25 protein-coding genes are annotated in these 20,207 nt (G+C 47.2%); 5 read left to right on the forward strand and 20 right to left on the reverse strand.

Annotated features, from left to right (window positions below; translation table 11 throughout):
- Positions 1 to 274 precede the first annotated feature (274 nt).
- The gene (locus tag BACFIN_RS04410) at positions 275 to 961 is read right to left on the reverse strand and encodes a SprT-like domain-containing protein (protein ID WP_007756669.1); all 687 of its coding nucleotides are present in this window, start codon (positions 959 to 961) and stop codon (positions 275 to 277) included.
- Between the two features lie 314 nt (positions 962 to 1,275).
- Between BACFIN_RS04410 and BACFIN_RS04405 the strand changes: the two genes are divergently transcribed.
- Complete coding sequence (locus BACFIN_RS04405; protein ID WP_007756672.1) at positions 1,276 to 1,686, forward strand: hypothetical protein; 411 nt, start codon at positions 1,276 to 1,278, stop codon at positions 1,684 to 1,686.
- 54 nt (positions 1,687 to 1,740) lie between these two features.
- Here the strand turns inward: BACFIN_RS04405 and BACFIN_RS04400 are convergent, their stop codons facing one another.
- The 3 genes from BACFIN_RS04400 to BACFIN_RS04390 form a co-directional block, all read right to left on the reverse strand.
- Positions 1,741 to 2,298 (reverse strand): hypothetical protein, encoded by a 558-nt coding sequence (locus tag BACFIN_RS04400; protein WP_232281664.1) that lies wholly within the window; start codon positions 2,296 to 2,298, stop codon positions 1,741 to 1,743.
- Positions 2,217 to 2,744: a hypothetical protein gene (locus tag BACFIN_RS04395; protein ID WP_007756674.1), complete on the reverse strand. Its 528-nt coding sequence runs from the start codon at positions 2,742 to 2,744 to the stop codon at positions 2,217 to 2,219. Before BACFIN_RS04395 ends, BACFIN_RS04400 begins: the two co-directional genes overlap by 82 nt.
- Positions 2,745 to 2,916: 172 nt before the next feature.
- Positions 2,917 to 3,933: an ArdC family protein gene (locus BACFIN_RS04390; RefSeq protein WP_007756676.1), complete on the reverse strand. Its 1,017-nt coding sequence runs from the start codon at positions 3,931 to 3,933 to the stop codon at positions 2,917 to 2,919.
- A 455-nt stretch (positions 3,934 to 4,388) separates the two neighbouring features.
- Here BACFIN_RS04390 and BACFIN_RS04380 point away from each other — a divergent pair, with 455 nt between their 5' ends.
- Positions 4,389 to 4,772 carry a hypothetical protein gene (locus BACFIN_RS04380; RefSeq protein ID WP_005648579.1) on the forward strand — a complete coding sequence of 128 codons (384 nt, stop codon included), beginning with the start codon at positions 4,389 to 4,391 and terminating at the stop codon, positions 4,770 to 4,772.
- A gap of 180 nt (positions 4,773 to 4,952) precedes the next feature.
- On the opposite strand, the gene BACFIN_RS04375 is transcribed toward BACFIN_RS04380, so the two are convergent.
- From BACFIN_RS04375 to BACFIN_RS04355, 5 genes are all read right to left on the reverse strand, one after another.
- Complete coding sequence (locus BACFIN_RS04375; RefSeq protein ID WP_005648588.1) at positions 4,953 to 5,351, reverse strand: hypothetical protein; 399 nt, start codon at positions 5,349 to 5,351, stop codon at positions 4,953 to 4,955.
- Positions 5,352 to 5,373: 22 nt separating this feature from the next.
- Positions 5,374 to 6,882 (reverse strand): Fic family protein, encoded by a 1,509-nt coding sequence (locus BACFIN_RS04370; protein WP_032839866.1) that lies wholly within the window; start codon positions 6,880 to 6,882, stop codon positions 5,374 to 5,376.
- A gap of 129 nt (positions 6,883 to 7,011) precedes the next feature.
- The gene (locus tag BACFIN_RS04365) at positions 7,012 to 7,650 is read right to left on the reverse strand and encodes a recombinase family protein (protein ID WP_005648594.1); all 639 of its coding nucleotides are present in this window, start codon (positions 7,648 to 7,650) and stop codon (positions 7,012 to 7,014) included.
- 13 nt (positions 7,651 to 7,663) lie between these two features.
- The gene (locus tag BACFIN_RS04360) at positions 7,664 to 8,494 is read right to left on the reverse strand and encodes a virulence RhuM family protein (protein WP_007756681.1); all 831 of its coding nucleotides are present in this window, start codon (positions 8,492 to 8,494) and stop codon (positions 7,664 to 7,666) included.
- A 3-nt stretch (positions 8,495 to 8,497) separates the two neighbouring features.
- On the reverse strand, positions 8,498 to 8,827 hold the full coding sequence (locus BACFIN_RS04355) for a hypothetical protein (RefSeq protein WP_004327465.1): 330 nt from the start codon (positions 8,825 to 8,827) through the stop codon (positions 8,498 to 8,500).
- A gap of 286 nt (positions 8,828 to 9,113) precedes the next feature.
- Here BACFIN_RS04355 and BACFIN_RS04350 point away from each other — a divergent pair, with 286 nt between their 5' ends.
- Both BACFIN_RS04350 and BACFIN_RS04345 read left to right on the forward strand, forming a co-directional pair.
- Positions 9,114 to 9,872: a ParA family protein gene (locus BACFIN_RS04350; RefSeq protein WP_005868802.1), complete on the forward strand. Its 759-nt coding sequence runs from the start codon at positions 9,114 to 9,116 to the stop codon at positions 9,870 to 9,872.
- Between the two features lie 4 nt (positions 9,873 to 9,876).
- A complete protein-coding gene (locus BACFIN_RS04345) occupies positions 9,877 to 10,134 on the forward strand; it encodes a hypothetical protein (protein ID WP_005648607.1) in 258 nt (85 codons plus the stop codon).
- A gap of 188 nt (positions 10,135 to 10,322) precedes the next feature.
- Here the strand turns inward: BACFIN_RS04345 and BACFIN_RS04340 are convergent, their stop codons facing one another.
- From BACFIN_RS04340 to BACFIN_RS04330, 3 genes are read right to left on the reverse strand one after another with little or no spacing between them, the layout of a single operon-like run.
- On the reverse strand, positions 10,323 to 11,441 hold the full coding sequence (locus BACFIN_RS04340; protein WP_007756682.1) for a fimbrillin family protein: 1,119 nt from the start codon (positions 11,439 to 11,441) through the stop codon (positions 10,323 to 10,325).
- 43 nt (positions 11,442 to 11,484) lie between these two features.
- Positions 11,485 to 12,405: a DUF5119 domain-containing protein gene (locus tag BACFIN_RS04335; protein WP_007756683.1), complete on the reverse strand. Its 921-nt coding sequence runs from the start codon at positions 12,403 to 12,405 to the stop codon at positions 11,485 to 11,487.
- Positions 12,402 to 13,634 carry a DUF3575 domain-containing protein gene (locus BACFIN_RS04330; protein WP_007756684.1) on the reverse strand — a complete coding sequence of 411 codons (1,233 nt, stop codon included), beginning with the start codon at positions 13,632 to 13,634 and terminating at the stop codon, positions 12,402 to 12,404. Before BACFIN_RS04330 ends, BACFIN_RS04335 begins: the two co-directional genes overlap by 4 nt.
- A gap of 292 nt (positions 13,635 to 13,926) precedes the next feature.
- Here BACFIN_RS04330 and BACFIN_RS04325 point away from each other — a divergent pair, with 292 nt between their 5' ends.
- Entirely contained in the window at positions 13,927 to 14,988 is a 1,062-nt protein-coding gene (locus tag BACFIN_RS04325) for a helix-turn-helix domain-containing protein (RefSeq protein ID WP_007756689.1), read from the forward strand.
- 128 nt (positions 14,989 to 15,116) lie between these two features.
- Here the strand turns inward: BACFIN_RS04325 and BACFIN_RS04320 are convergent, their stop codons facing one another.
- From BACFIN_RS04320 to BACFIN_RS04285, 8 genes are read right to left on the reverse strand one after another with little or no spacing between them, the layout of a single operon-like run.
- The gene (locus BACFIN_RS04320; RefSeq protein WP_014776477.1) at positions 15,117 to 15,572 is read right to left on the reverse strand and encodes a DUF4425 family protein; all 456 of its coding nucleotides are present in this window, start codon (positions 15,570 to 15,572) and stop codon (positions 15,117 to 15,119) included.
- An 18-nt stretch (positions 15,573 to 15,590) separates the two neighbouring features.
- Positions 15,591 to 16,097 (reverse strand): conjugal transfer protein TraO, encoded by a 507-nt coding sequence (locus BACFIN_RS04315; protein ID WP_007756692.1) that lies wholly within the window; start codon positions 16,095 to 16,097, stop codon positions 15,591 to 15,593.
- A 4-nt stretch (positions 16,098 to 16,101) separates the two neighbouring features.
- Positions 16,102 to 16,809 (reverse strand): hypothetical protein, encoded by a 708-nt coding sequence (locus BACFIN_RS04310; protein WP_007659494.1) that lies wholly within the window; start codon positions 16,807 to 16,809, stop codon positions 16,102 to 16,104.
- 10 nt (positions 16,810 to 16,819) lie between these two features.
- Positions 16,820 to 17,029 (reverse strand): helix-turn-helix transcriptional regulator, encoded by a 210-nt coding sequence (locus BACFIN_RS04305; protein WP_005842174.1) that lies wholly within the window; start codon positions 17,027 to 17,029, stop codon positions 16,820 to 16,822.
- A complete protein-coding gene (locus tag BACFIN_RS04300; RefSeq protein WP_007756700.1) occupies positions 17,016 to 17,582 on the reverse strand; it encodes a M23 family metallopeptidase in 567 nt (188 codons plus the stop codon). Before BACFIN_RS04300 ends, BACFIN_RS04305 begins: the two co-directional genes overlap by 14 nt.
- Positions 17,566 to 18,663 (reverse strand): conjugative transposon protein TraN, encoded by a 1,098-nt coding sequence (gene traN, locus BACFIN_RS04295; RefSeq protein WP_005842179.1) that lies wholly within the window; start codon positions 18,661 to 18,663, stop codon positions 17,566 to 17,568. Before traN ends, BACFIN_RS04300 begins: the two co-directional genes overlap by 17 nt.
- A complete protein-coding gene (gene traM, locus BACFIN_RS04290) occupies positions 18,660 to 19,550 on the reverse strand; it encodes a conjugative transposon protein TraM (RefSeq protein ID WP_005842181.1) in 891 nt (296 codons plus the stop codon). The genes traN and traM overlap by 4 nt, the downstream gene beginning before the upstream one ends.
- 4 nt (positions 19,551 to 19,554) lie before the next feature.
- Positions 19,555 to 20,199, reverse strand: a complete 645-nt coding sequence (locus BACFIN_RS04285) for a hypothetical protein (RefSeq protein ID WP_005842183.1) — start codon at positions 20,197 to 20,199, stop codon at positions 19,555 to 19,557.
- Positions 20,200 to 20,207: the final 8 nt, after the last annotated feature.

Genomic DNA, 20,207 nt, shown 5'->3' on the forward strand with positions numbered 1-20,207 from the left:
CCGGAAGATTCTCTATATTTGTGTGCGGCCGGGGTGGTTCCCGTCCGTCTGGGGGCTGACGGCTATTGCACGTCAAGCCTTAAAAGTGGGGCGAATTGACGTATTACGACATCCCCACTTTTTCATATCCCCCCTATATTGTAATGCACATTACAATAATACTAAAATACTAAGATTAGTATAGACTAATCTTAGTATTTTAGTAAAACGAGTATGCTTGAAATCTGCCTCCGGCGGGGTTTTTACTGGGGGCTTCTGACCTTTGCACTGTTTCCTATTGCTCCGTAAAATCAGTGTCGCACAGTCCGCACCTTAACACCAGCCCGGATTTTCCCCACACGTTACAGCCGCACCCACAGGTGTATTTCTTCCGCTTTCCACTTTTGCTCTCCCCCTCGTCCGGATCTCCCGGTTCTTCCGTTTCGTCCCCGTCGCCTCCGGCGATGCGGATCGGCCGGGTGGGTACGGCCGCCAAAGTCGGCTTGTACCTAAGCCGCAAGTTTTGCAGATCCTCCCGGCTTAGCGTATTGAAAACCTGCTCGAACTTCCCTCCCGGAATGATATAATGCGTAATGCTCTGGCCTGTCCTTTTGCCTCCGGCCTCCCCGGTGTCGGACGGCATCAGTCCGACCTGGATCATCTTGTCAGCCCATTGCGAATTATGATACCCTCCCCGGCTCGGCCTGCCGAAATCCTCCTGCCACAAATGGCACATTTCATGTACCAGGGTAGAATGCCAGTCCCGATCTTCCCGGTTCATAAAATCGGGGTTGATGCTGATCTCGTGAACGACCTTTTTTTCCTGGCCGTCCCCTCTCCAACGGTTGGCGGCGAAAAAGCCGAACGCCCCACCGTGACGGGACATATTCACGATACATTCCGAAAGCTCACCGTTAAAAATTGCGTCGTTGTAAAACTGATACAAGTCGTCCAACGTCTTGAACTGGATCGTCGTTATCATAAGCCTTTTGTTTTTCAATCCGAATACAAAGATACGGATATTTTTGTAATGTACATTACAAAAATACTAAAATACTAAGATTAGTACAACCGGATATAAAAGATACCCATTTTACTAAAATGCTTGAATAAGTACACGTTACGTTTACAAAATACACCACTGTAATGCGCATTGCAAAAATACTATTTTTAGTATATACTAAAAAACGCATCTATCCGGAAGATTATTTGAGATAATTTTCCTATCTTTCGGCCGAAGAATTCCGGAACGGAAATATTAAAAATATCCACGTTCCCAATAAACCATATACGCCCATGTTTCCAAATTACAAAGACTTTCAGATAGCTGTTTACTACACCCTGGGAAAAGCACTTTCCAAGCATATAGAGGAAGTGCAGACGGAGATCATCGAGAATTTCGATATAAAATACAATTCTCCCATGCTCGAACACCCGTTACTACGTACCCCCATTTACGAGAAAATCATCCTCCGCATATTAGATACGATGAACGATTTAAAAGAAATCGAAATGTCCGACGACCGTACCCACGTCATCCTTACCGGAATTGGGAAACAACGCCTGGACGAGTACGAAAAAGAGATAAACCAACGGTTGCCTTTCATCCTAAGGCAAAAAAAATTCAAACGTCACACCAAAGAAGAGTTAGAGAAGGCATACCGGGAACTTAAAGAGTACACCGATGCGTATCTCTCCCAGGATTGAGCGCACGAACTAAAATACTAAAAGTAGTATCTACTATTTTTAGTAGATGTAGTATCAAACGAAACGTTTCTTTAAGGCGATGATCGGGTTTATCATCGTCTTGTACATTTCCAGGGATTCACCCATAAGCTCGCACCGGATTAGGTGTATCAGCCTCTCGTCTTTCGGATCTGTCGGCTGCGGCTGGCAGTCCTTTCCCGTCCTGGTCTGATCCTCCAGTTCGGCCACTAAAATATACTGGAGCGTAAAGATGTCGGCCACGGTTTCCACCTCTCCGGCCACCTGTCGGTATAACTTCCGGTACTCCGGCCAACGATCGGTATCATAGATATTCGCCTCGATATAGGCGTTTATCTGCGGAGTGGTGGCCGTCTGCTCGATTTCCACACCGGAAAGCCTGCGGATCACCTCTATTTTAAGTTTTTTCCCGGTAAACTTCTGTTTCGGCCTTAACCTATACTGCGGCATTTCCCCCAGGGAGATAAACGGCTCTTTATCCCCCTTTCTCCGGTAAATGAAATATTCCGCTATCATCGTTCGGGGATATTCAAAACGTGATCCACTAACAGGGCTTTGTCCTCCGGATTTGCCTTTATCCAGAACAGCGACCAATTCAAGGCGTTTCCATACTCGTTAATACCGTTTTCCCGGACGGTCTGCCCGGCTGTCGGGGAAATCCCTTTCAGGCATGAAAGCGCATTATTATTGCCAAACATGGCATATCTGTTAAAGGCTTCCAACTCGAAAGGATAAATATCAAACCTTTTCTTTCCCTGGACGACCTGCGCAACAATCCGGCTATCGTAGTCCGGATATTTGTCGGGTTCGACCTTAATCCCCAGGTTCTCCAGCAAAGCCCGGTTTATCCGATCGTCCGTCCCCAAATAAAACTGAAAGAAATCCCCGTCATACCCCCTGTATTTGCCTAAAAGATGCGCATACAGTTCCGCATTCACTTTGCCGTAAATACAACTCTTTATAAAATCCTCGTCGATACGGTTTCCGTCTATCGCATTGGAAACAACATCAATAATCTGTATAATCTTCGGTTTGTTCATATTACATTATTTTATCTACAAATATATATCTATCCAATCAAAAAACGCATTATCAGAGCTATGAAAGCGAAACGGAGTGTAGCGGCAAAGCGTTTTTTGGTTCTTTTTGGGGCGAGTGCCAAAAAGAACTCACCCCGAAAGGCTGTCCCCCTTTCGGGGGATCTTCCTTGTATCATGCCACCTGTTCCGCTTCATCTGCGGCCGTTTCCTCGCTTTCTACGGAGATATCCAGTTTCCCGGCTATCATCTTGACAATTTTCATAGCGTCGGCCAGTACGTTTAAAATGAACTTGGGTTCTTCCCGGATCGCCTTTATCCAGCTTTTCAGATAAGCGGCGTTTTCAGTGCGTATATGTTCGGCTATCCCGAAAAACATTCCTGCCAGGGCTGCGGCGAACTCGGCCGTTAATTCCTCCTTGCCGTATTCCTCTGATCCGAACGGGTGCGCAAGATCCCGGTTCAATCGGGTGGGGTGTCCCGTGGAATGTCCCATTTCATGCAGAAGCGTTTCGTAAAAGCTCTGCATATCGACGAACTGCGAGCGAAGCGGCACTACGATATAATCGACTAAAGGAGAATAGAAAGCCCTGTCGCCTTGCTGCTCCCGTATCGGGCAAAACCAGCTTTTCGCCTCCAGCATGGCATCTATTTCGGGGTGCGCCTCTCCGGTTGTCCCGTCGGGCTGCTCTGCCTGTCCCCCTCTGAACTTCTCCCTTAACGCTTCCCATTCTTCCGGCCTCACGTCCGAAAAATTGGTCTGATCCAGGTTAAAGACCGAGTAATATTTATAGGTCGGTATAACGTTGTATTCCTGTTGCTGCTCCCGGCTTAACGCCTTGTATTCCTCAAAGGTTATTTTCTTGCGTGTTTCCTTGTGGTACACGTAGAAAAGGAAGTAATAGACCGGAAACGATTTCGATCCTTTCAGCACGGAGATCCCGGCCTCTTTCGCCTGGTTGAATGTCATAAATACGGGTGTCTGGTACTGGAATTTCTCGCAAAGGAAAAGGAGTAAAAAGGCGTTGCCTCCGGTGTACCTGCGTCCTGTGAGGTTCTGCGGAAAGAAATTGCGTGTATTCGCCGCAATGGTGATCCAGGGCTTTTGCCAATTGTCCTCTACCTGCTGGATCTTCTCGATCATCAAATTTGCAAACTGTTGCGCTGCCTTGTCGAAATAATCAGTTTTCATAACTACGTCCCCCGTTCTTTATCCTGGTGGGTGAGCCAGTTCTAAAGGTTGTTATCTCTTTTTCTATACCTCTAATATAGCACTTTTATTTGAGATATGCAAGTATTTAAACAACATTTAACTAACTATTTATCAGATAATTATATGAAAAAGTAGTATTTTAGTATATACTAAATTTAGTATTTACTACCTGATTTTTTCCGATAGTAAACTCCCCACCTCGCACCCTCTCCCCCCCCAAAAAACCTTGCGGATGCCTAAGATTCCGATGTTTTTGTATCAAGACAACCTCATTTTGGTTTTTCGGGGCTGTCGGTGTGGTCGTCTTGCGTTTACCTTGAGTTCCGAGGGGTTTTTGTATGAGAACACCCCAAACGTTTTTTTCCATAGCACAAGTTTTTTAGGAAAAATACTACCTGGCTTTAGCCAGGCTGGAGATTTTTTCTAAAAGCCGCTTGCGGCTCAACTTGGGATATGGAAAAAGCCGTTTGACCTTTGCAGACAAAAACCCCGGTCAAGGTAAACGCAAGGCGGCCACGCCGGAAAAACTAAAATACCTCTCTCCCCTGAAAGGGGGTTTAAAACCGGGTTCGACAATCGGCTACCGGAGTACCCGGATTGTGCCGATCAGTGAAAAGTCAGGCGGCTTTTATCCGGCTGGCTTCACCGAACGGCTCTATCCGGAAATAGCCTACCTTAATCGGGTGGGTGGGTGTATTCATGCGTTAGGGATTGCAGTGGAAAGCCCACAGCCTTTAGGCGAGGACTTGGAGGCAGAAAGCCCGACCGTTTACGGGAACGCCCAAATCCTCCAAAAGAAAAGCGTACTAATATACTAAAATACTAAAAGTAGTAAATACTACATTCCAGGGAACAAGCCTCTATTCTTTTTAAAATCAATCCAGAAAAGCCATAAAATCCTTGTATAAACGAGATATACTCCCTATATTTGCGTAGTAATCCCCTGTTGTCCCTGTCGCAAGACAAACTCCAGGGTTTTGTTTTTATATACTCCCCCCCTATACGGTAGCGTATGGATCTTTTTCCTGAATCACCTTTTTAATCTTGAACAGCCGTTCTTTGGTTAGCGGCTTTATAGTTTCCGGATCCTCACCGTCGAATGTTTCCCCGAAGATCAGATCGTCCACCTCCAGGCCATGATTAAAATTCTCCCTGATACAGTCCCTTAGCAACCAAAGGTTTTTGAGGTTCACCCAATCGGCCGTTATGTTCCTGATCCTTCTAAACATGATTATCGCAGTACGAAAATAATGCCCCACATGATCGTAATCATGGCAAACCCGTTTATCCAGATAATAAACATCTATTTCCTGGTTTTCTTCATCCTCCGCGATCCGGCAAAGGCAGAACGGGATCTGCTCCAGTTTATCCCATTCGATATATTCCGTTGATTTCATATTGTCATTATTATAAATATCATTACTTGACCAGCGAGGTTATCACTTTGGCAAATTCGGAAATATCCCCCTCCACGCTGGCCTTTTCCAACGCTTTCATATATTCTTTTCTACGCTCCACCGGAACAACCGTCCAGTTATAGCCTCCAGACGCAAGCATGGCGTTCAAGACGAACCGTCCCATTCTCCCGTTCCCGTCCATATAGGGGTGAATATACACGAAAAAGAAGTGTCCCAGGACAGCCCTTACCGCCGGGTGCGGCTCATTCTTCAAGAGATCGAAAAGGACGGGCATAGCGTCCCTGACCGCTTTCGGGTTCAACGGGATATGTTGCGATCCCCGTATATAGACCTGCCCGGTACGATAACCCACAAGATCCTCCCTTTGCAAGATCCCCACCGTAACGAACGGCATCCACATCTGCATATACCAGACCGGATGATCCGCCCTTACCGCTTCCCCTGCGTTCTTTCCTTTCAGTATATCGGAGATCGTCCCCCTGACAGCCTGGAACGCCTGGTAATACCCACGTGCCACCAGTGCGTTTTTATGCTCCTTATCTTCTTCCTCCGGCTTCCAGTTCCCGACACGCACTTTCTCGATCAGTTCCGGGGAAACCCTATATCCCTCGATCGAGAGAGAATGATAAGCGTCCTCCGAATACTTTTCATCGACGGATCTCAAATACCCCTCCACGTCATCAATCTTTCCAGGGGCTTCGGGAAACAGTTCTACAACCTTATCCCTCATGTTCTCCCACATCAGGCGCAAGCGTGTGACGTAAGGCGACACTTCATAAACAAGGGGCGTTCGTGGCTGATCCTCGAACGGATCCTCTTCTCTCACGTCATACCCGAACCCCCGCATCGTGGAAACGATGCTGTCGGCGATTTCGCTGTTCCCGATGTTCCGGAACGCCCCGGCTATTCTTCCGGCACGAAGCGAAGCCCCGTTTTTCGTCAGTACCTTTAATATATCGGCAGCGTCCCGTATCATGGCCAGGCAGGTGCGGGCTGCGATCTTCTCCACCTGGAAATATCTCGGCGTGGCATATACCAGGGCTTCGGCAAGCGGATAGAGATTAAGGCCGTATTCCGGCTCTTTATATACCTGATCCGGGATCTCGCTTTGAAACACCAAAAGCGAGGTATCATACATCAGCTTTTGCGTGTTGTTATGGCCTTTCGGCGACTTGATAACCACCTGCACGGGCACGGTCGTTTTCCCCGAATACAGATCCAGCGACTGGTCGGCCGTCAAACACCACCGTTCCCCCAGCCGGACGGCCGCATATTTCGCAATAAAATACCAGAATGAGGTGTACCAGATCGTCGTATCCCCCTCTGTTCCCGGCCTGGCCGCAATATACCAGCCTTTCATTACTTCCTGCAACCAGCCGTTATCCAACAGCCGGGTTAAATGCGTCCTCCCTATCTCGGCCGTCCCTTGTAGAACGACACAGCGGTCTTTCTCCTGGAGCTTTCTTAATTCCTCCAGTGAAGCCGCCATTTTCTCCGCCATTGTTGCCATACTACCGTTTTTATTTAGATTCTGATTATTTTCGTGCAAATACTCGTTTTTAGACATGTGCAAATACTCGTTTTTAATTTCGCGCATTTACTCGTATTTGTTGCAAAAATACAATATTTGTTCCGATAATCAGCTATTAATGAAGTCTTTTTTTACTTGTTGTATCGTCGAAACGGCTTTTCCCGTGAGCTTCGCCACGTTCCGGATCGAGTAGCCTTTCTTCAACAAGGCGATCGCCTCCCGGTATTCCTCTTTCCTCTGTTCGGCCGTTTTCCGGCTTCCCGGCTTCCGTCCCAGCCTGCCCCCTTTCTGGATGTACAACTCCCGTCCGCTATTAAGGCGGTCAATGATCCCCTGGCGTTCGATCGCGGCCAGTTCCCCCAATAGGGTAGTAATCAGAGAGGACAAGGGGTTTACCGTCTTGTCCGGCCGTAATGTTTCCAGGTTCAAGTTTTGGATATACACGCATATTTTATGCGTGTGCAGCGTATCGAGTGCCTTTAGTATCTCCAGGGTGGAACGCCCCAGGCGTGAGATCTCGGTCAGCAACAGCATATCCACCCGGTTCTGCGGATCTGTGCAGTATTCCAGGCAACGGCTTAAAACCGGGCGTTCAATATTGGCCTTTCGTCCGCTTATCTTTTCCTCAAAGACCGCCGTCACCTCGTACCCCCGTCCGGCTGCGAACCTCTCCAGATCGACAACCTGCCGTTCGGTCGATTGCCTGGCCGACTGCGAGCTTACACGTGAATAGATAACCACATTCATAAGACAAGGGATATTATAACAGGTCAGTTATCACAACCGCCGGAATATCCAGCTTTGAGAAAGCGAACATCTTTTTCCCCAGATCCTTTAACGAGGCTCCGATATGGTACACGTCCGTTTCATCAACGATCAGGAAACGGTCGTGACTGTCCCGGTACGTCCTGATGTCGATAGGTGGGTACTGGCTGTTATGCCTGTCAAGATCAAGTTGGAGTTGCTGCGTGATACGCTGTGTGTAAATGGTGGCCGAGACACCGACGCTGCGTTTACTCAACATGAGCAAGACCGTTTCGTCCACATAGTTGTCGATAAGCACGATCGAACGCCTGGCCGACTTTACCAGATCGGTGGCGAACTTGTACGCATCGAAAATCTGGCCGTTATAAAAAATGCCTTCGACCGGGGGCAAGGCAGTACGCACGAAAAAATCTATCTTCTCGGTATGTTGAGCGACAGTCCTTTCAAGTTCTGACAAACGTTTATTAATGGAATACCCCTTTAAAAGATAATCCTTTAATACACTATTCGCCCATTTCCTAAAAAGGGTTGCGTTCTTGCTATTAACCCGATATCCTATTGACAGAATCGCATCAAGATTATAATATTTAGTAGTATATCTCTGTTTGCCGTCATTACCCATATGTTCCAAAATGGAACATGTGCTATCTATATCAAGTTCGCCGCTTTTGTAAATGTTGTTCAAATGTTTGGTAATAGCTGGCCTTTTAGTCCCGAACAAGTCGGCTATTTGTTCTTGTGTCAGCCAAACGGTTTCATCTTCCAACCTCACTTCCAACTTGACCGCTTCATCCGGCTGGTATAATATGATTTCTCCCTGTTCCATTGCTTACTTACCTTTTCTTAATTCATCAAGCCTCTGCATCGCACCGCTGAACTTCTCACCAAACATCATATCATCGGGCAAAACAAACCAGGTGGGAATACCTCTCGACTGTGGATTACCTATACATTCATCTTGCCCGTTCTGTTTGCGGTAATCGTCCCATTCACTATAAGCGATGTTCCAACGAATACCTAATTTATAGGTATTTTCCCATTTAATAATAGCCAGTGAATAGGCCGGATCATCTTTGCCGTCATAAATCACTTCTACAACTTCAACCACCCCTTTAGGGGAATTTATAAACTTCGGATTTTTATACGAATAAGTGCTCATGTCTTTTATTTTTTATTTATAGCACACAAAGATACTCAAAAACAAATATATACATATATACATACGTATGATTAACGTATAAAAACATTTATGGTTATTCTAATCTTTGATTAATTCCGGTACAGAAACAAAACGTACCGAAAGACGGAAACAGGATTTATTTCGGTACGCTTCCCCGATCGGTACAAAAAACACGCAAAAAACGAGAAATACTACTTTTAGTATTTTAGTATATTAGTTTTTGACTATATTTGCGGACATGACAACCATTTAAAAAACTGAATTTATGAGCAAAGCAAAAGTAATCTCCGTATTGAATCACAAAGGGGGAGTAGGAAAGACTACAACCACGATCAACCTGGGCGGCGCGTTACGTCAAAAAGGGTACAAGGTTCTTTTGATCGACCTTGACGGACAAGCCAACCTGACTGAATCGCTGGGCTTCTCCGCGGAGCTTCCCCAAACGATCTACGGCGCGATGAAAGGCGAATACGACCTGCCGATCTACGAGCATAAGGACGGCCTTAGCGTCGTTCCCTCCTGCCTGGATCTCTCGGCCGTTGAAACGGAGTTAATCAACGAGGCCGGGCGGGAACTTATCTTAGCCCACCTTATCAAGGGCCAAAAGGAGAAATTCGATTATATCCTGATCGACTGTCCCCCCTCGCTGTCGCTGCTCACGCTTAACGCACTGACGGCCTCGGATCGGTTGATTATCCCGGTTCAGGCTCAATTCCTGGCAATGCGTGGAATGGCCAAACTTATGCAGGTCGTCCACAAGGTGCAGCAACGTTTGAACTCGGATCTTTCGATAGCCGGGGTTCTGATAACCCAATACGACGGAAGAAAGAACCTGAACAAGAGCGTTTCGGAACTGGTACAGGAAACATTCCAGGGCAAAGTGTTCAGCACCCATATACGCAACGCCATTACGCTGGCCGAAGCCCCGACACAAGGGCAGGATATTTTTCACTATGCCCCCAAATCTGCCGGGGCAGAGGACTACGAAAAGGTATGTAACGAACTGCTAACAGAAATAAAGTAACCATATGGCAAAGAAGAACGATTTAAAAAACAGTATGTCGGCCGGGCTGACCGGGGGATTAGACAGCCTGATCCAATCCACGGCCGGGCAAAAAGAGGCTCAAAAGCCGAAGAAAGCGAAAACCGTGCATTGTAATTTTGTCATGGACGAAACCTATCACCAGAACTTAAAGCTGATCGCGATCCGCAAAGGCGATTCGCTAAAATCGGTATTGCAAGAGGCTATATCTGACTACTTGGATAAAAACAGTTCCCTGCTATAACAGCGTATCGGGAATATACAGGGCAAACACTCCACAAAAGAAATTCTCCAGGAAAAAGGTACGCAAAAAGCACCCCTACACATCAAAAAGTATATTGAAAATGCGATTCCCTATAAAGAACCCGTTGGCGGGATTAATCTTGCGTATGTTTAACCTGCCAACGGGTACGATATTGATAAACTTTTTGTTTAAGGTTTAACGTTTACGTTGCTATTTGCATCAACCCATTCTGTTGTCTCTGCATTAAACTGGATCGGATTCAACACAGCCTCTCCCTGATCATTATAACCACCACCGAAAATCAACGTGTAGATATGACGCTTGCCCGCTACCCATGTATCTCCGAACGGAACATAAATTGTTTTGTATTCGCTTGCTGAACCCAACAGATAAGCTCCGGACTGCTGGATTTTGCAGGCAATCTCCAGGTAACATTGCTTCGCATTATCGGCCTCCAACTTGCTTTTGGTGGCTGTTTCGGAAACTTTCCAAGCAGTCAGCGTCTGTGGTATATTCAGCATAGGAGTATCTGTGGAAATATCGGTAGCTGTGGCATTACCATTGACCTCGATGTTTGCGTTTTGCACTACTCCAAATTTGGGTGCATTAACATCATTCACACTCCAACTTCCCATTTCTTCGGCTGTCGCAGGCAATGTGAAGACGCCGCTAAATTTGATGTTATGAATCTTGATCTCCTTGATATTCACCTGCATGTTCTCGTATTCGGTCTTTGCTTTGAATACGACCTGTGACAGAATATGTTTGAAGTTAAATTTCACTACTCCGTTGTTTGAGTCTTTTGTCTGGCCTTTGGCCATGGCATACATCACGTCGTAGTTTGCATGAGTAGTACCGCTTCCATACTCATCCATGCAGGTATAACTTATCTTTTGGGTTTCCTTGGTGGCTTCCCAACTATAAAACACCATCATGTCTTCACTAACCGTTCCGGGATTGAACGCGTAAAAGTCCAAAGCCTCGGTAGGCCAATAACGAAGGTCGCTCGCATTGTCATAATCCCACTTACCATTTCTGTACACGATCTTCACTCCGTCATGTTCAAATTCCGTGTCGTTCTTTCCCATGAAGGCAGTACCATCCGCCGTAAAAGCGAACACGTCGAAATCGGTGTTCTTCAAGTTGGTGTTGGTAGTAGGGGTAGCCCTCGTTTCCGCCGCATTACTTAACACGTTAAAACCAATCGCATTTCGTGAGGAGGTTTCCACATTCGCAATCTCCTCTTCTGAGCAACTCATCAGTAGTACTCCAAAGATTGCCCAAAGCATTACTGTACTTTTTTTCATAAAATGAATAAAATTGTTAATAAATATAATTAATAAAACTCGATTACAACACTATATCCACATTCACATCATCCCAATCATCAACGTCCACATCAAATCCCGCACCGTCACTTCCCGGCTCGGATGGTACATCATAATCAAAATTCAACACCAGATGCACATCACCGACATGCCCCGCTACCGGGACATCATGCACTTGGTCGCTCACGTCCTGTTCCAATACAGACATGCTGCCGGAACGGTTCTTGAGATACAGCCGGAAAACATTGGGCTCTCCTTCAAGTGCGGAATGTCCAAACGTATAGAATCCGCCTATAATCTGATTCCGTGAAACCATTCCATCAAAGAGCAGGCTCTCCGAAAGATCGGCGGGCAAACTGTCGCCGGACATGTTAAGCGAGCCGGACATGCCGGAAAGAGCGGCCCGCAAATCCGCCACCCTATCCAGTCCCCGAAGACCGTTCACCTCATACGTGTAGTGACATACCATGTTTACGGGAGTTAGCCGTACTATCTCCGCGCTTCCTCCCGGAATGTCCTTGAGGATAACTCCGTCTATATGGTCGCCACACAGCCAGGGTGGGGTGACAGCCATTGTCCGGTTATCCGGTGACTGAACATCACGCGTATCGGCAGTAAAAAGCGTGTAACTGCCGTTTCCTTTCCAAACCATCCCGTCGGTATCGTAGTTGAAGCAAATTACCCGGTAATCATTCTCGGGGAGCTCCACTTCCCCCCCCTCTCCTCCGGGGAAATCAAATATCCACGTGTTGCTTTCATCATCGGTCGGATAAAATACGACCCTCATGCCTTCAGGCTTGTCATGATTGGAAATCTTGGTCCAGTCGAATATTACCCGCACCGTGGCAAAGTGCGGATGATCGTAACATAAATCCTTATGCTCACAAGCCGTCAGTCCTATCCATAAAAATATGAACACCAGACTAAAGCGTATCCGTATCACTGCCTGCCTCCTTTCTTCCGGCTATAATTCCCCCGCCCGATCAACCACACCAAAGAGATACCCGCCTTGGTCGGGCCGAACCAGCGGCGGTTTTTAGTGGTCTGCCATACATAGTGACCGTCCAAAGGGATGTACTCCTTGTACGATCCTCCAAGGTAGCCGATTCCCAACGTGAAATCCACATTGAACCGATGTCCCACAGGTAACGAGTAGCCGTAAGCCACGCCTCCCCCGTAACTCCATTTATCCCCCAAGTAACCTTTCCCACCCAATTCGAAATCATAGGTGACGATCTGCCCGTACAATCCGACATGATGCCCGGAAAACGGTTTTTCCACCGCTCTCCGACCGAACCAGCGGCGCAACTCCACATCTCCCCCATAGATACGCCAATAATTATGCTTCCGATCACTTTTCCACCAGGCATACATCCAATTCCCGGCCACAGACCAGTTCTTCCCCAAACAGAACTCAACCCCGATGTCAGGTATCAAAACAGCGTCATAAAGCAAGTTTGTTTTCACCGCCATGCAAAACGGCCGTTTCTTTACCGGAGCTATGACGGTAACGGTATCACGGATGCACAACGTATCACGTGTATGTATATATACCGTATCTCTGACGGGATTTATCGGATCACTATCATAGCATATTTTCACCATCGACGAACGAAGTTTCGGAAAATGGAATTTATACAAATATGAGTATGGCCTCCCCCCTTTCAGTCTTTTCAGTTCTCCCCCCCAATAAGGGCTGTCCTGGTTTTCCAAACGGACGATCTTCTCCAACAAACGAAGGACATCCTCCCTCTCCGGAACATTCACATCCGCTCTCACCATCGTTATAAGTCCGTTCCAGTCACTTCCCGAAAAATGAAAATCCTTCTCCAATACCGGAATCTTTATATAAGGTGATATATACCGCCACAAAACCTCTGCTCGTTTTTCAGACAGCCTTCCATTCAATAGCTCCCCTCCTTCCGGGGAAGCTCCTCCTATTATTTGAATTTTCCTGATAAGACGGACGGAGTCGTTCAATGCGGAACAGATTTTAGCAAACCGCTCCATCTCGTTCCCATTGTCAAGTAAACATGTATCTATATTTACCTTTCCTTGATGAAAATAGATCCTTACCGAATCACGCTTCTCCTGAGCGGATATTTCTCCGCTTATACTCAACACGAGCACGAACAATACACATTTAATATAAAAAAAACATCTTTTCGTCATTTAATCATTTGTTAATATGACAATCCAAACCCAGGCTTTTACACCCCTTGAATTTCGACCGCAAAAATACATACCTATAAACCAACCTCCAAAGCAAAAAACAAGTATTTTAAACTTATAAATACTTAAAAAGACAACCACACAACAGCTACAACACTTACCACAGCAGCCAATCACGCTTACACAACAATTAAAAACACTTAACATCATAAAGAAAAGTACTTAAACATACAAAAAACAGTTATTTTTGCAGGAAACATTATACTTAATAACACTTAAAACAATAAAACACATGAAATTCAGCACAAAAGCCGCTACTTTTCTAAGTTCAATAAAAACTCAAACTTACGACAAAAAAGAAAGCGAAATGATAATAACGTATCAACAAAAACGTGTCTTTCATCTATCCCTGCTCATGCTGGCCTTATGCGCACCCATATACATATATTCAGTTCCATTTCCCAATGAACAGTTTTATTATATTAACAGCGTATTATTCCTGTTTATCATTATGTGCACTCTCGCTTATTTTAAAAAGAGAGTAAATCTGACCACGACCTTTTCCATTATACTGATAGCCATACATATCGAGATTTTTATCGAGATAATTTATTGCTCAATATGTAGCGGATATGAATATAGTTATCAAAGAGCATTGATAATGAGTAACATTACTATCTCTCTCTTATTTACCATGCTTTCCATCTGTGCCTATATGAGTAATATCTCCATCCTATTGTCCTCCCTTACCATAGCTTCCTATACAATCTGCACACTTATCACCGACGAACCGTTCCTATACAGTTATCTGCCTTTGATCATCATCATATACACCATGATCCCCTTATTAGGAAGATCCTTACACAGTAATATCAGCAGCTTGCTAAAAAGTAGCAACTTGCTAAAAGAGGAAGAGGAAATGCTTTTGAAACGTCTCCAAATGAAAAAGGAAGAACTATTCGCGTTCGCCGAGTTGTTAAGCGAGAATAACCCGGAAGAAAAGACAAGCTCCCTGTTAAACATAATAGGGGAACAATCCAAAGAAAATCTTTTTACAGCCCTTGCCGCATACCAGAAAAAGGAAAAAAGTAAACTTGATACAATCAGGAGAATATATCCCAATTTATCCCCGTCCGAATTAAACATCTGCCGTTTAATACTGCAAGACAAGACCGTCAGCCAAATATGCGAATTATTACATCGGAGTAGCGGAAACATAACCAGCCAACGAGCGAACATACGTGCCAAACTCGGACTGAAAAAAAGCGACAATTTAAAAGAAGCATTACAAGAACGCATGAGGCTGTATGAAGAAGAACACCACCGGCAAGAGGAGTTTTCAGCCATGCGTTAGGGATTGCAGAGTAAAGCCCACAGCCTTTAGGCGAGGACTTGAAACGTAAAGCCCGACCGTCCCACGGGAACGCCCAAAAGAAAAAAAATCCCCCGAACATTCATCCGGGGGACATTCAGGCCGTCACGTCAATTATAATACAGATTAAGATCATCCATACCGATCTCCTTCCCGTCCCGGAAAGAAAGGCTCTTTTTCTCGATCTCCTTTCCGTTCTTGTAAACGGTCACAACCCACTGCATCGGCTCGTTCACGACACCGTCCTCCCCGTCCACGACACTACCGGAAACGGCGAACTCGATCGCCTTTCCCGTCGTGGTTAACGTCACCTTTTCGACGGCCAGTTCTTCATCGCTTAGAATCAACGGGCTTGCGAGGCTTTCCCCCGTCGCCCCGTCTTTCAACCGCGTACCGTTGGCGACTACCACGACCGACTTAATGAAGCTGCGGAAATCTCCCGACTGCTCGATCGTTACCTCATACATCGCCCCTTTTCCTCCCGGTTCGTCGTCGTCCTTGCTGCAACCGACGAAACACAATGCCATGCACACGCATACGGCCGACAAATACAAATACTTTCTCATACCTTCAATTATTTAAGTTTATAAATAGATCACGCACCCCAGGCCGACATGGTTGTTATTCCGGAGAATGGAGTTAAACAACATTTCAAACCTGTATTCGGCAAAAAGAGCCACTTTCGGGCTTAGCAACATTTCCGGCCTTATCCCGACCTCGTATCCATACACGAAAGCCTTGCTTTTCGCCAGGTACACAAGATCGCTTTTCGCCTTGGCTTTCTGGTAGCCGATCGTCCCGGCTGCGATCCCCAGGAGCGAGAATTTCCGTCCTTTCAGGGCGTAATAGGCCAGCTCCGGGCCGACCGTCACGGTGTTTGCCTTTACCAGATCCCGGTTTAGATTCCGGTAATTAAGGTTTGCCCCCACCTTGAAAGCCTTGTACACCTTTCCAAAACCGAACGTCCCCTGCACCTGACTTTCATCCACGATATAGCCCAGCTTCACGTTCATATACTGGCTTCCGATATATTGTGCCCTGCACACGGCCACCAGGCACAAAAAGAGCGATAATACGGCAATTTTTCTCATAACCTCATTGATTTACTTGTATCGTTACATTCTCTTTCACTGGCAGACCGTAACGGCTTGAAACGGTAAACTCGATCACCGCCTGCCCGGTCGCATCCGGCCGGAACGTCACCAGGTTGTTTTTTTCCAGTGCCACGCCCTCGCCCCTTGTCGCATCATACCCGGAAATATACACCCGGCCGCTTCCCTTTACGAACCTGGCCGACGCTTTCACCCCGTAAAGTTCCGTATCAAGCTGCAAATAAAATTCCGCTTCCTCCGATACCAGCATAAGATCCGGCACGTTCTGGAAACGTATGTTTATCTCCGGGCTGGAAACTTTCAGTTTGATGCTGTCGGATCGTGTCACCAGTTCGCTGGCTACCCCCATGACGATATACGCCTCTCCCTCGGTTGCCGGGATAAAATCGAAATCCAGCCGATTGTTTGCCTTGAAATCATATTCAAACGTTTCTCCGGGGCTGTATTCGTTGTTATCCACCAGGATAACGCCGTCCCCGTCCCTGACCTCAAAGCGTGTCAATATCTGATCCCCGTTGTCCGGATCGAGATCCGAGATCGTAAGGGTGCAATTAATGGGCTTCCCCACTACGGCCGTATTGCCGTCTATACTTTTCAGCGTCACGGAAAAATCCCGGCTGACAAGTTTCAGTTCGTCGTCGCAAGACGACAAAAAGACCAAAGCGCACAAGGCGGTAACTAATTTTCTCATACGATTTATTTTATTTGTTCACGATAATACGGTCAAACAGAGCGTTCAGATCCACCCCTTTGCTCCTTAGAAAAGCGATGTATTTCACCACCACGGGGGCGGTTTCCGACTGCTCGATGTTGCAAAGCTGCTGGCGGCTGATCCCCATTTCCTCGGCAACGCTTTTCGCCGTCAGGCTTAGCCTGATCCTTTCTACTTTCAATTCATTACTTAGTTCCATAAATGAAATTTAAAGGGTTTATTCTCTTTTGTTTTTTTATCACCTCATAATGCAAATGATTCCCGGTACTTATCCCGGTGCTTCCCACGAACCCGATCACGTCCCCCTTTTCCACCTTCGCACCTTTCCGGGTGTAAATGAGTGTCAGATGTGCGTATCTGGTCTGAAATCCGAAACGGTGCGTAACGACTACCGTTTTCCCATATCCGGGCGTTTCACCTGCGAACGTCACCGTCCCACTGGCTGCGGCGTGTACGGTAGCCGCATACACCGCCGCCATATCCAGCCCTGCGTGAAACTGCCTTTCACCGCTTATCGGATGCGTCCGGTAGCCGTAACGGTCGGAGATCCGGTATTTCTCTTTCAGGGGTGCGACAGAGGGGACGAAACGGTAAATATCCCCGTCCTTTTGGACGATCCCCCACACCGGGGCGATGTCCCCGTAATCCCCTGCGGTCTGCAACACCTCCACGATCAGCGAACGTTTGTCCTGCGCCCCCACCCGGCCGACAGGGATCAGCGCAAGGATCGCAAGGCTAAATATCCTCCACATTCACGATGTCGCTGTTCTCCAGGTCAAAAAGAACGTGACGGCCTCCGTTCTTCTCGTTGATCTCGATACGGAAAACTTTCTCGTCCGGAATGGTGAACTTATCGAAAGCGATCACGTATTTCATCCGGCCGTTCCCCTCTATCCTGGGCGAATAATTCTCCGAGAACAAAGCCTGCTGATCCACTTCCTGGGATGCGGTCAGCTTGGCCGTTTTCTTGTCGATGATGTAATACCGGATATAATCTATATCATAAGGCAGTTTGCTTTTGTTCTCGATCTCAAAGGTAAACAGGAGCAAGTTATCATATATATGCAGGTTGTTCACGGAGAAAACGATCTTGTTGCGAACGATCCCCTTGTTGAATATCCCCCTTTTTGCGTTATATACCCGGCTCATGACCTGATCCCTTTCCCCGGCCGGGATAATGTTGTCGGTCAGGATCACGTTCGCCTTTTTCTCCGGCCGTTTCTCCCCTATCTCATAGACGAACGCCTCCGGCTGCTGCCGATAATCCACGTTGAACGTGTAGAACTTCCCCCCTTCGGTCGCCAGCGACACGTTTGTCTGCCTGGGAAATTCCTCCACCTTTCCCGTGGCTGCGATCATTCGCACGATATTCTCGGTATTCTCGGCCTTGCTTACCTGTATGCAGGTATCGCCGTAATCTATATAAATCACCTTTTCCGGTGCGATCAGGTGCGTTTGCGACACCTCATTCAGATAGATAGTGTCCGGCCGTATGCTCGACATATCGGGCAGGAAATAGTTCGTATGCTCCAGGCTGTCGGCATAGGTCACGTTAAACGAATAGAAAAAACCTCCCTCGGTCGCCACGCTGACGGTCGTCTGCTTGCTGAAACTTTTCCGGTTGGCCTTTATGCGCAAGATATTAGGCACGCTCTCCGGGTTATCGACGGCCACGAAGTCCGTAACGGCCTGGTTATACTTCACGGCCGAGGGGAATACAAGATGTATCGTCTTGGAATAATTCACTGCGATAGGCAGGCTTTCCACCGGGCGGATCTGCGCCCCGGCCGAGGAAACGGCCAACGCCAGGATAAAAGAACAAATAGCTTTCATTTCAGATATAGTTTATAGTTCGACTTCACGGTGACAACGACCTGGTTGTTCTTCTTCCGGAACACGCTCTTTGCCGCATTGCTCACCGCATTAACCCCCGTACTTAGAACGTCCGTCCCGTAAGAGGTAACGTTCATATCGCTAACCACCTCGTCGGCCGCCTCCTTTGTCGCTTCCGCCTTGATGTTCAAGGGCACATATATACCGGGCAGTCCGTCCCTGTCGTACACGGTCTTTTGCATCTCATAGATGCTGTTCCCGATCCGGACGGATTCAACCGTTATATTGATCCTGTCCTGTGCGAGCTTCACCACCCCGAAAACGGCCGTCCCCTTGTTAATCACCATGCCGCCGGGCAGTTGCATTTCTTGGAGCGTGACAAGTTTTATCACGCTCCCGTTCGTGATCTTCTGATCGCCCGACACAATGGCCTCTATCGTGTTTCCCTTGTTCTCCGGTTCTTCCCCCGAAAAGAAACGTCCTACTGTCCTTTCAGGCTCTTCCTTCTTCGGCGTTTCCTTTTTCGGCCGGGCTTTCGCCGTTCTCCGTTTCATGGCTGCGGCCGCTTTCAGACTGTCGGCTCTCTGGTTCTGCCTTAACTGTTCCTGCAAGGCTATCACTTCCGGATCTTCCCGGTACATAGCTCCCGAACGTTCCCGGTACACTTCATCGGTAAAATTCTCGTACTCCGGCCGTCCGTCCGTATTCATCATATCGTCCAGGGTAAAATCGCTTTGCTGCTGTGCCCTAAGCGAAGTGTTCACGCTCCCGTCCTCTTCCCGGTTGTCCCCTTTCCCGGTCAGTGCCAGCGTAACGGCCAGCACCACCAGCACGAAGATCCCCAGGGATGCGAACAGGATTATTTTTGTTTTCGTGGCCTTATCCATAGTGTTACTTTTTTTCAGGTTCTTGTTCTATCCGGACAATCTGCTGTATAAACTGGTTAAAGAAAAATCCCGTCACGTTCTCCGGAAATTGCGGCGTGGTTCTCACGATCTCCCCTTTCGTCCTGATAAGAAACCTTAGCTTCTGCCCCGAAACGCCGTAAATCGTCAGGGTGGAAGTGAAAGCCACCTTGTACGGCTCATTGTCCCCGGCGATCGTCTGGATGCTGTCTATCTCGCATTTATAGACCGCCCCGTTCTGCACCGCATCAAAATAGGCCTTATCATTATAATACTTTGAGAACACGGCATTCAGATCGTTCTTATTGACATAAAAAGCGGCGTGCGCCTGATTTTTTTTCAGGTTCAGGCGATCGAAGCTGTTAGCGTACCCGGTCGCCTCGGCGCACGTCTTTTTCACCAGGGCAAGAAACAGAGCCTCGCTATCCTCGGCGTGCGTTTTCAGGTACTCGCCGGATCGCTCCACCACGACCACCTTATCCAGTGCCGTAAAATTCACCACCAGTCCCCAGGCCAGCACCAGGACAACCACCACCAGGGCAAAGCCCAGGCACAATTTTAAGTTTACCGCTCCTTTGCGCTTGGCCTCGGCCAGTGTATCAAAATCTTTCAGTATATCGTCTTTATTCATAAGATCAG

It is taken from the genome of Bacteroides finegoldii DSM 17565 (genome assembly GCF_000156195.1).
Classification (GTDB): domain Bacteria; phylum Bacteroidota; class Bacteroidia; order Bacteroidales; family Bacteroidaceae; genus Bacteroides; species Bacteroides finegoldii.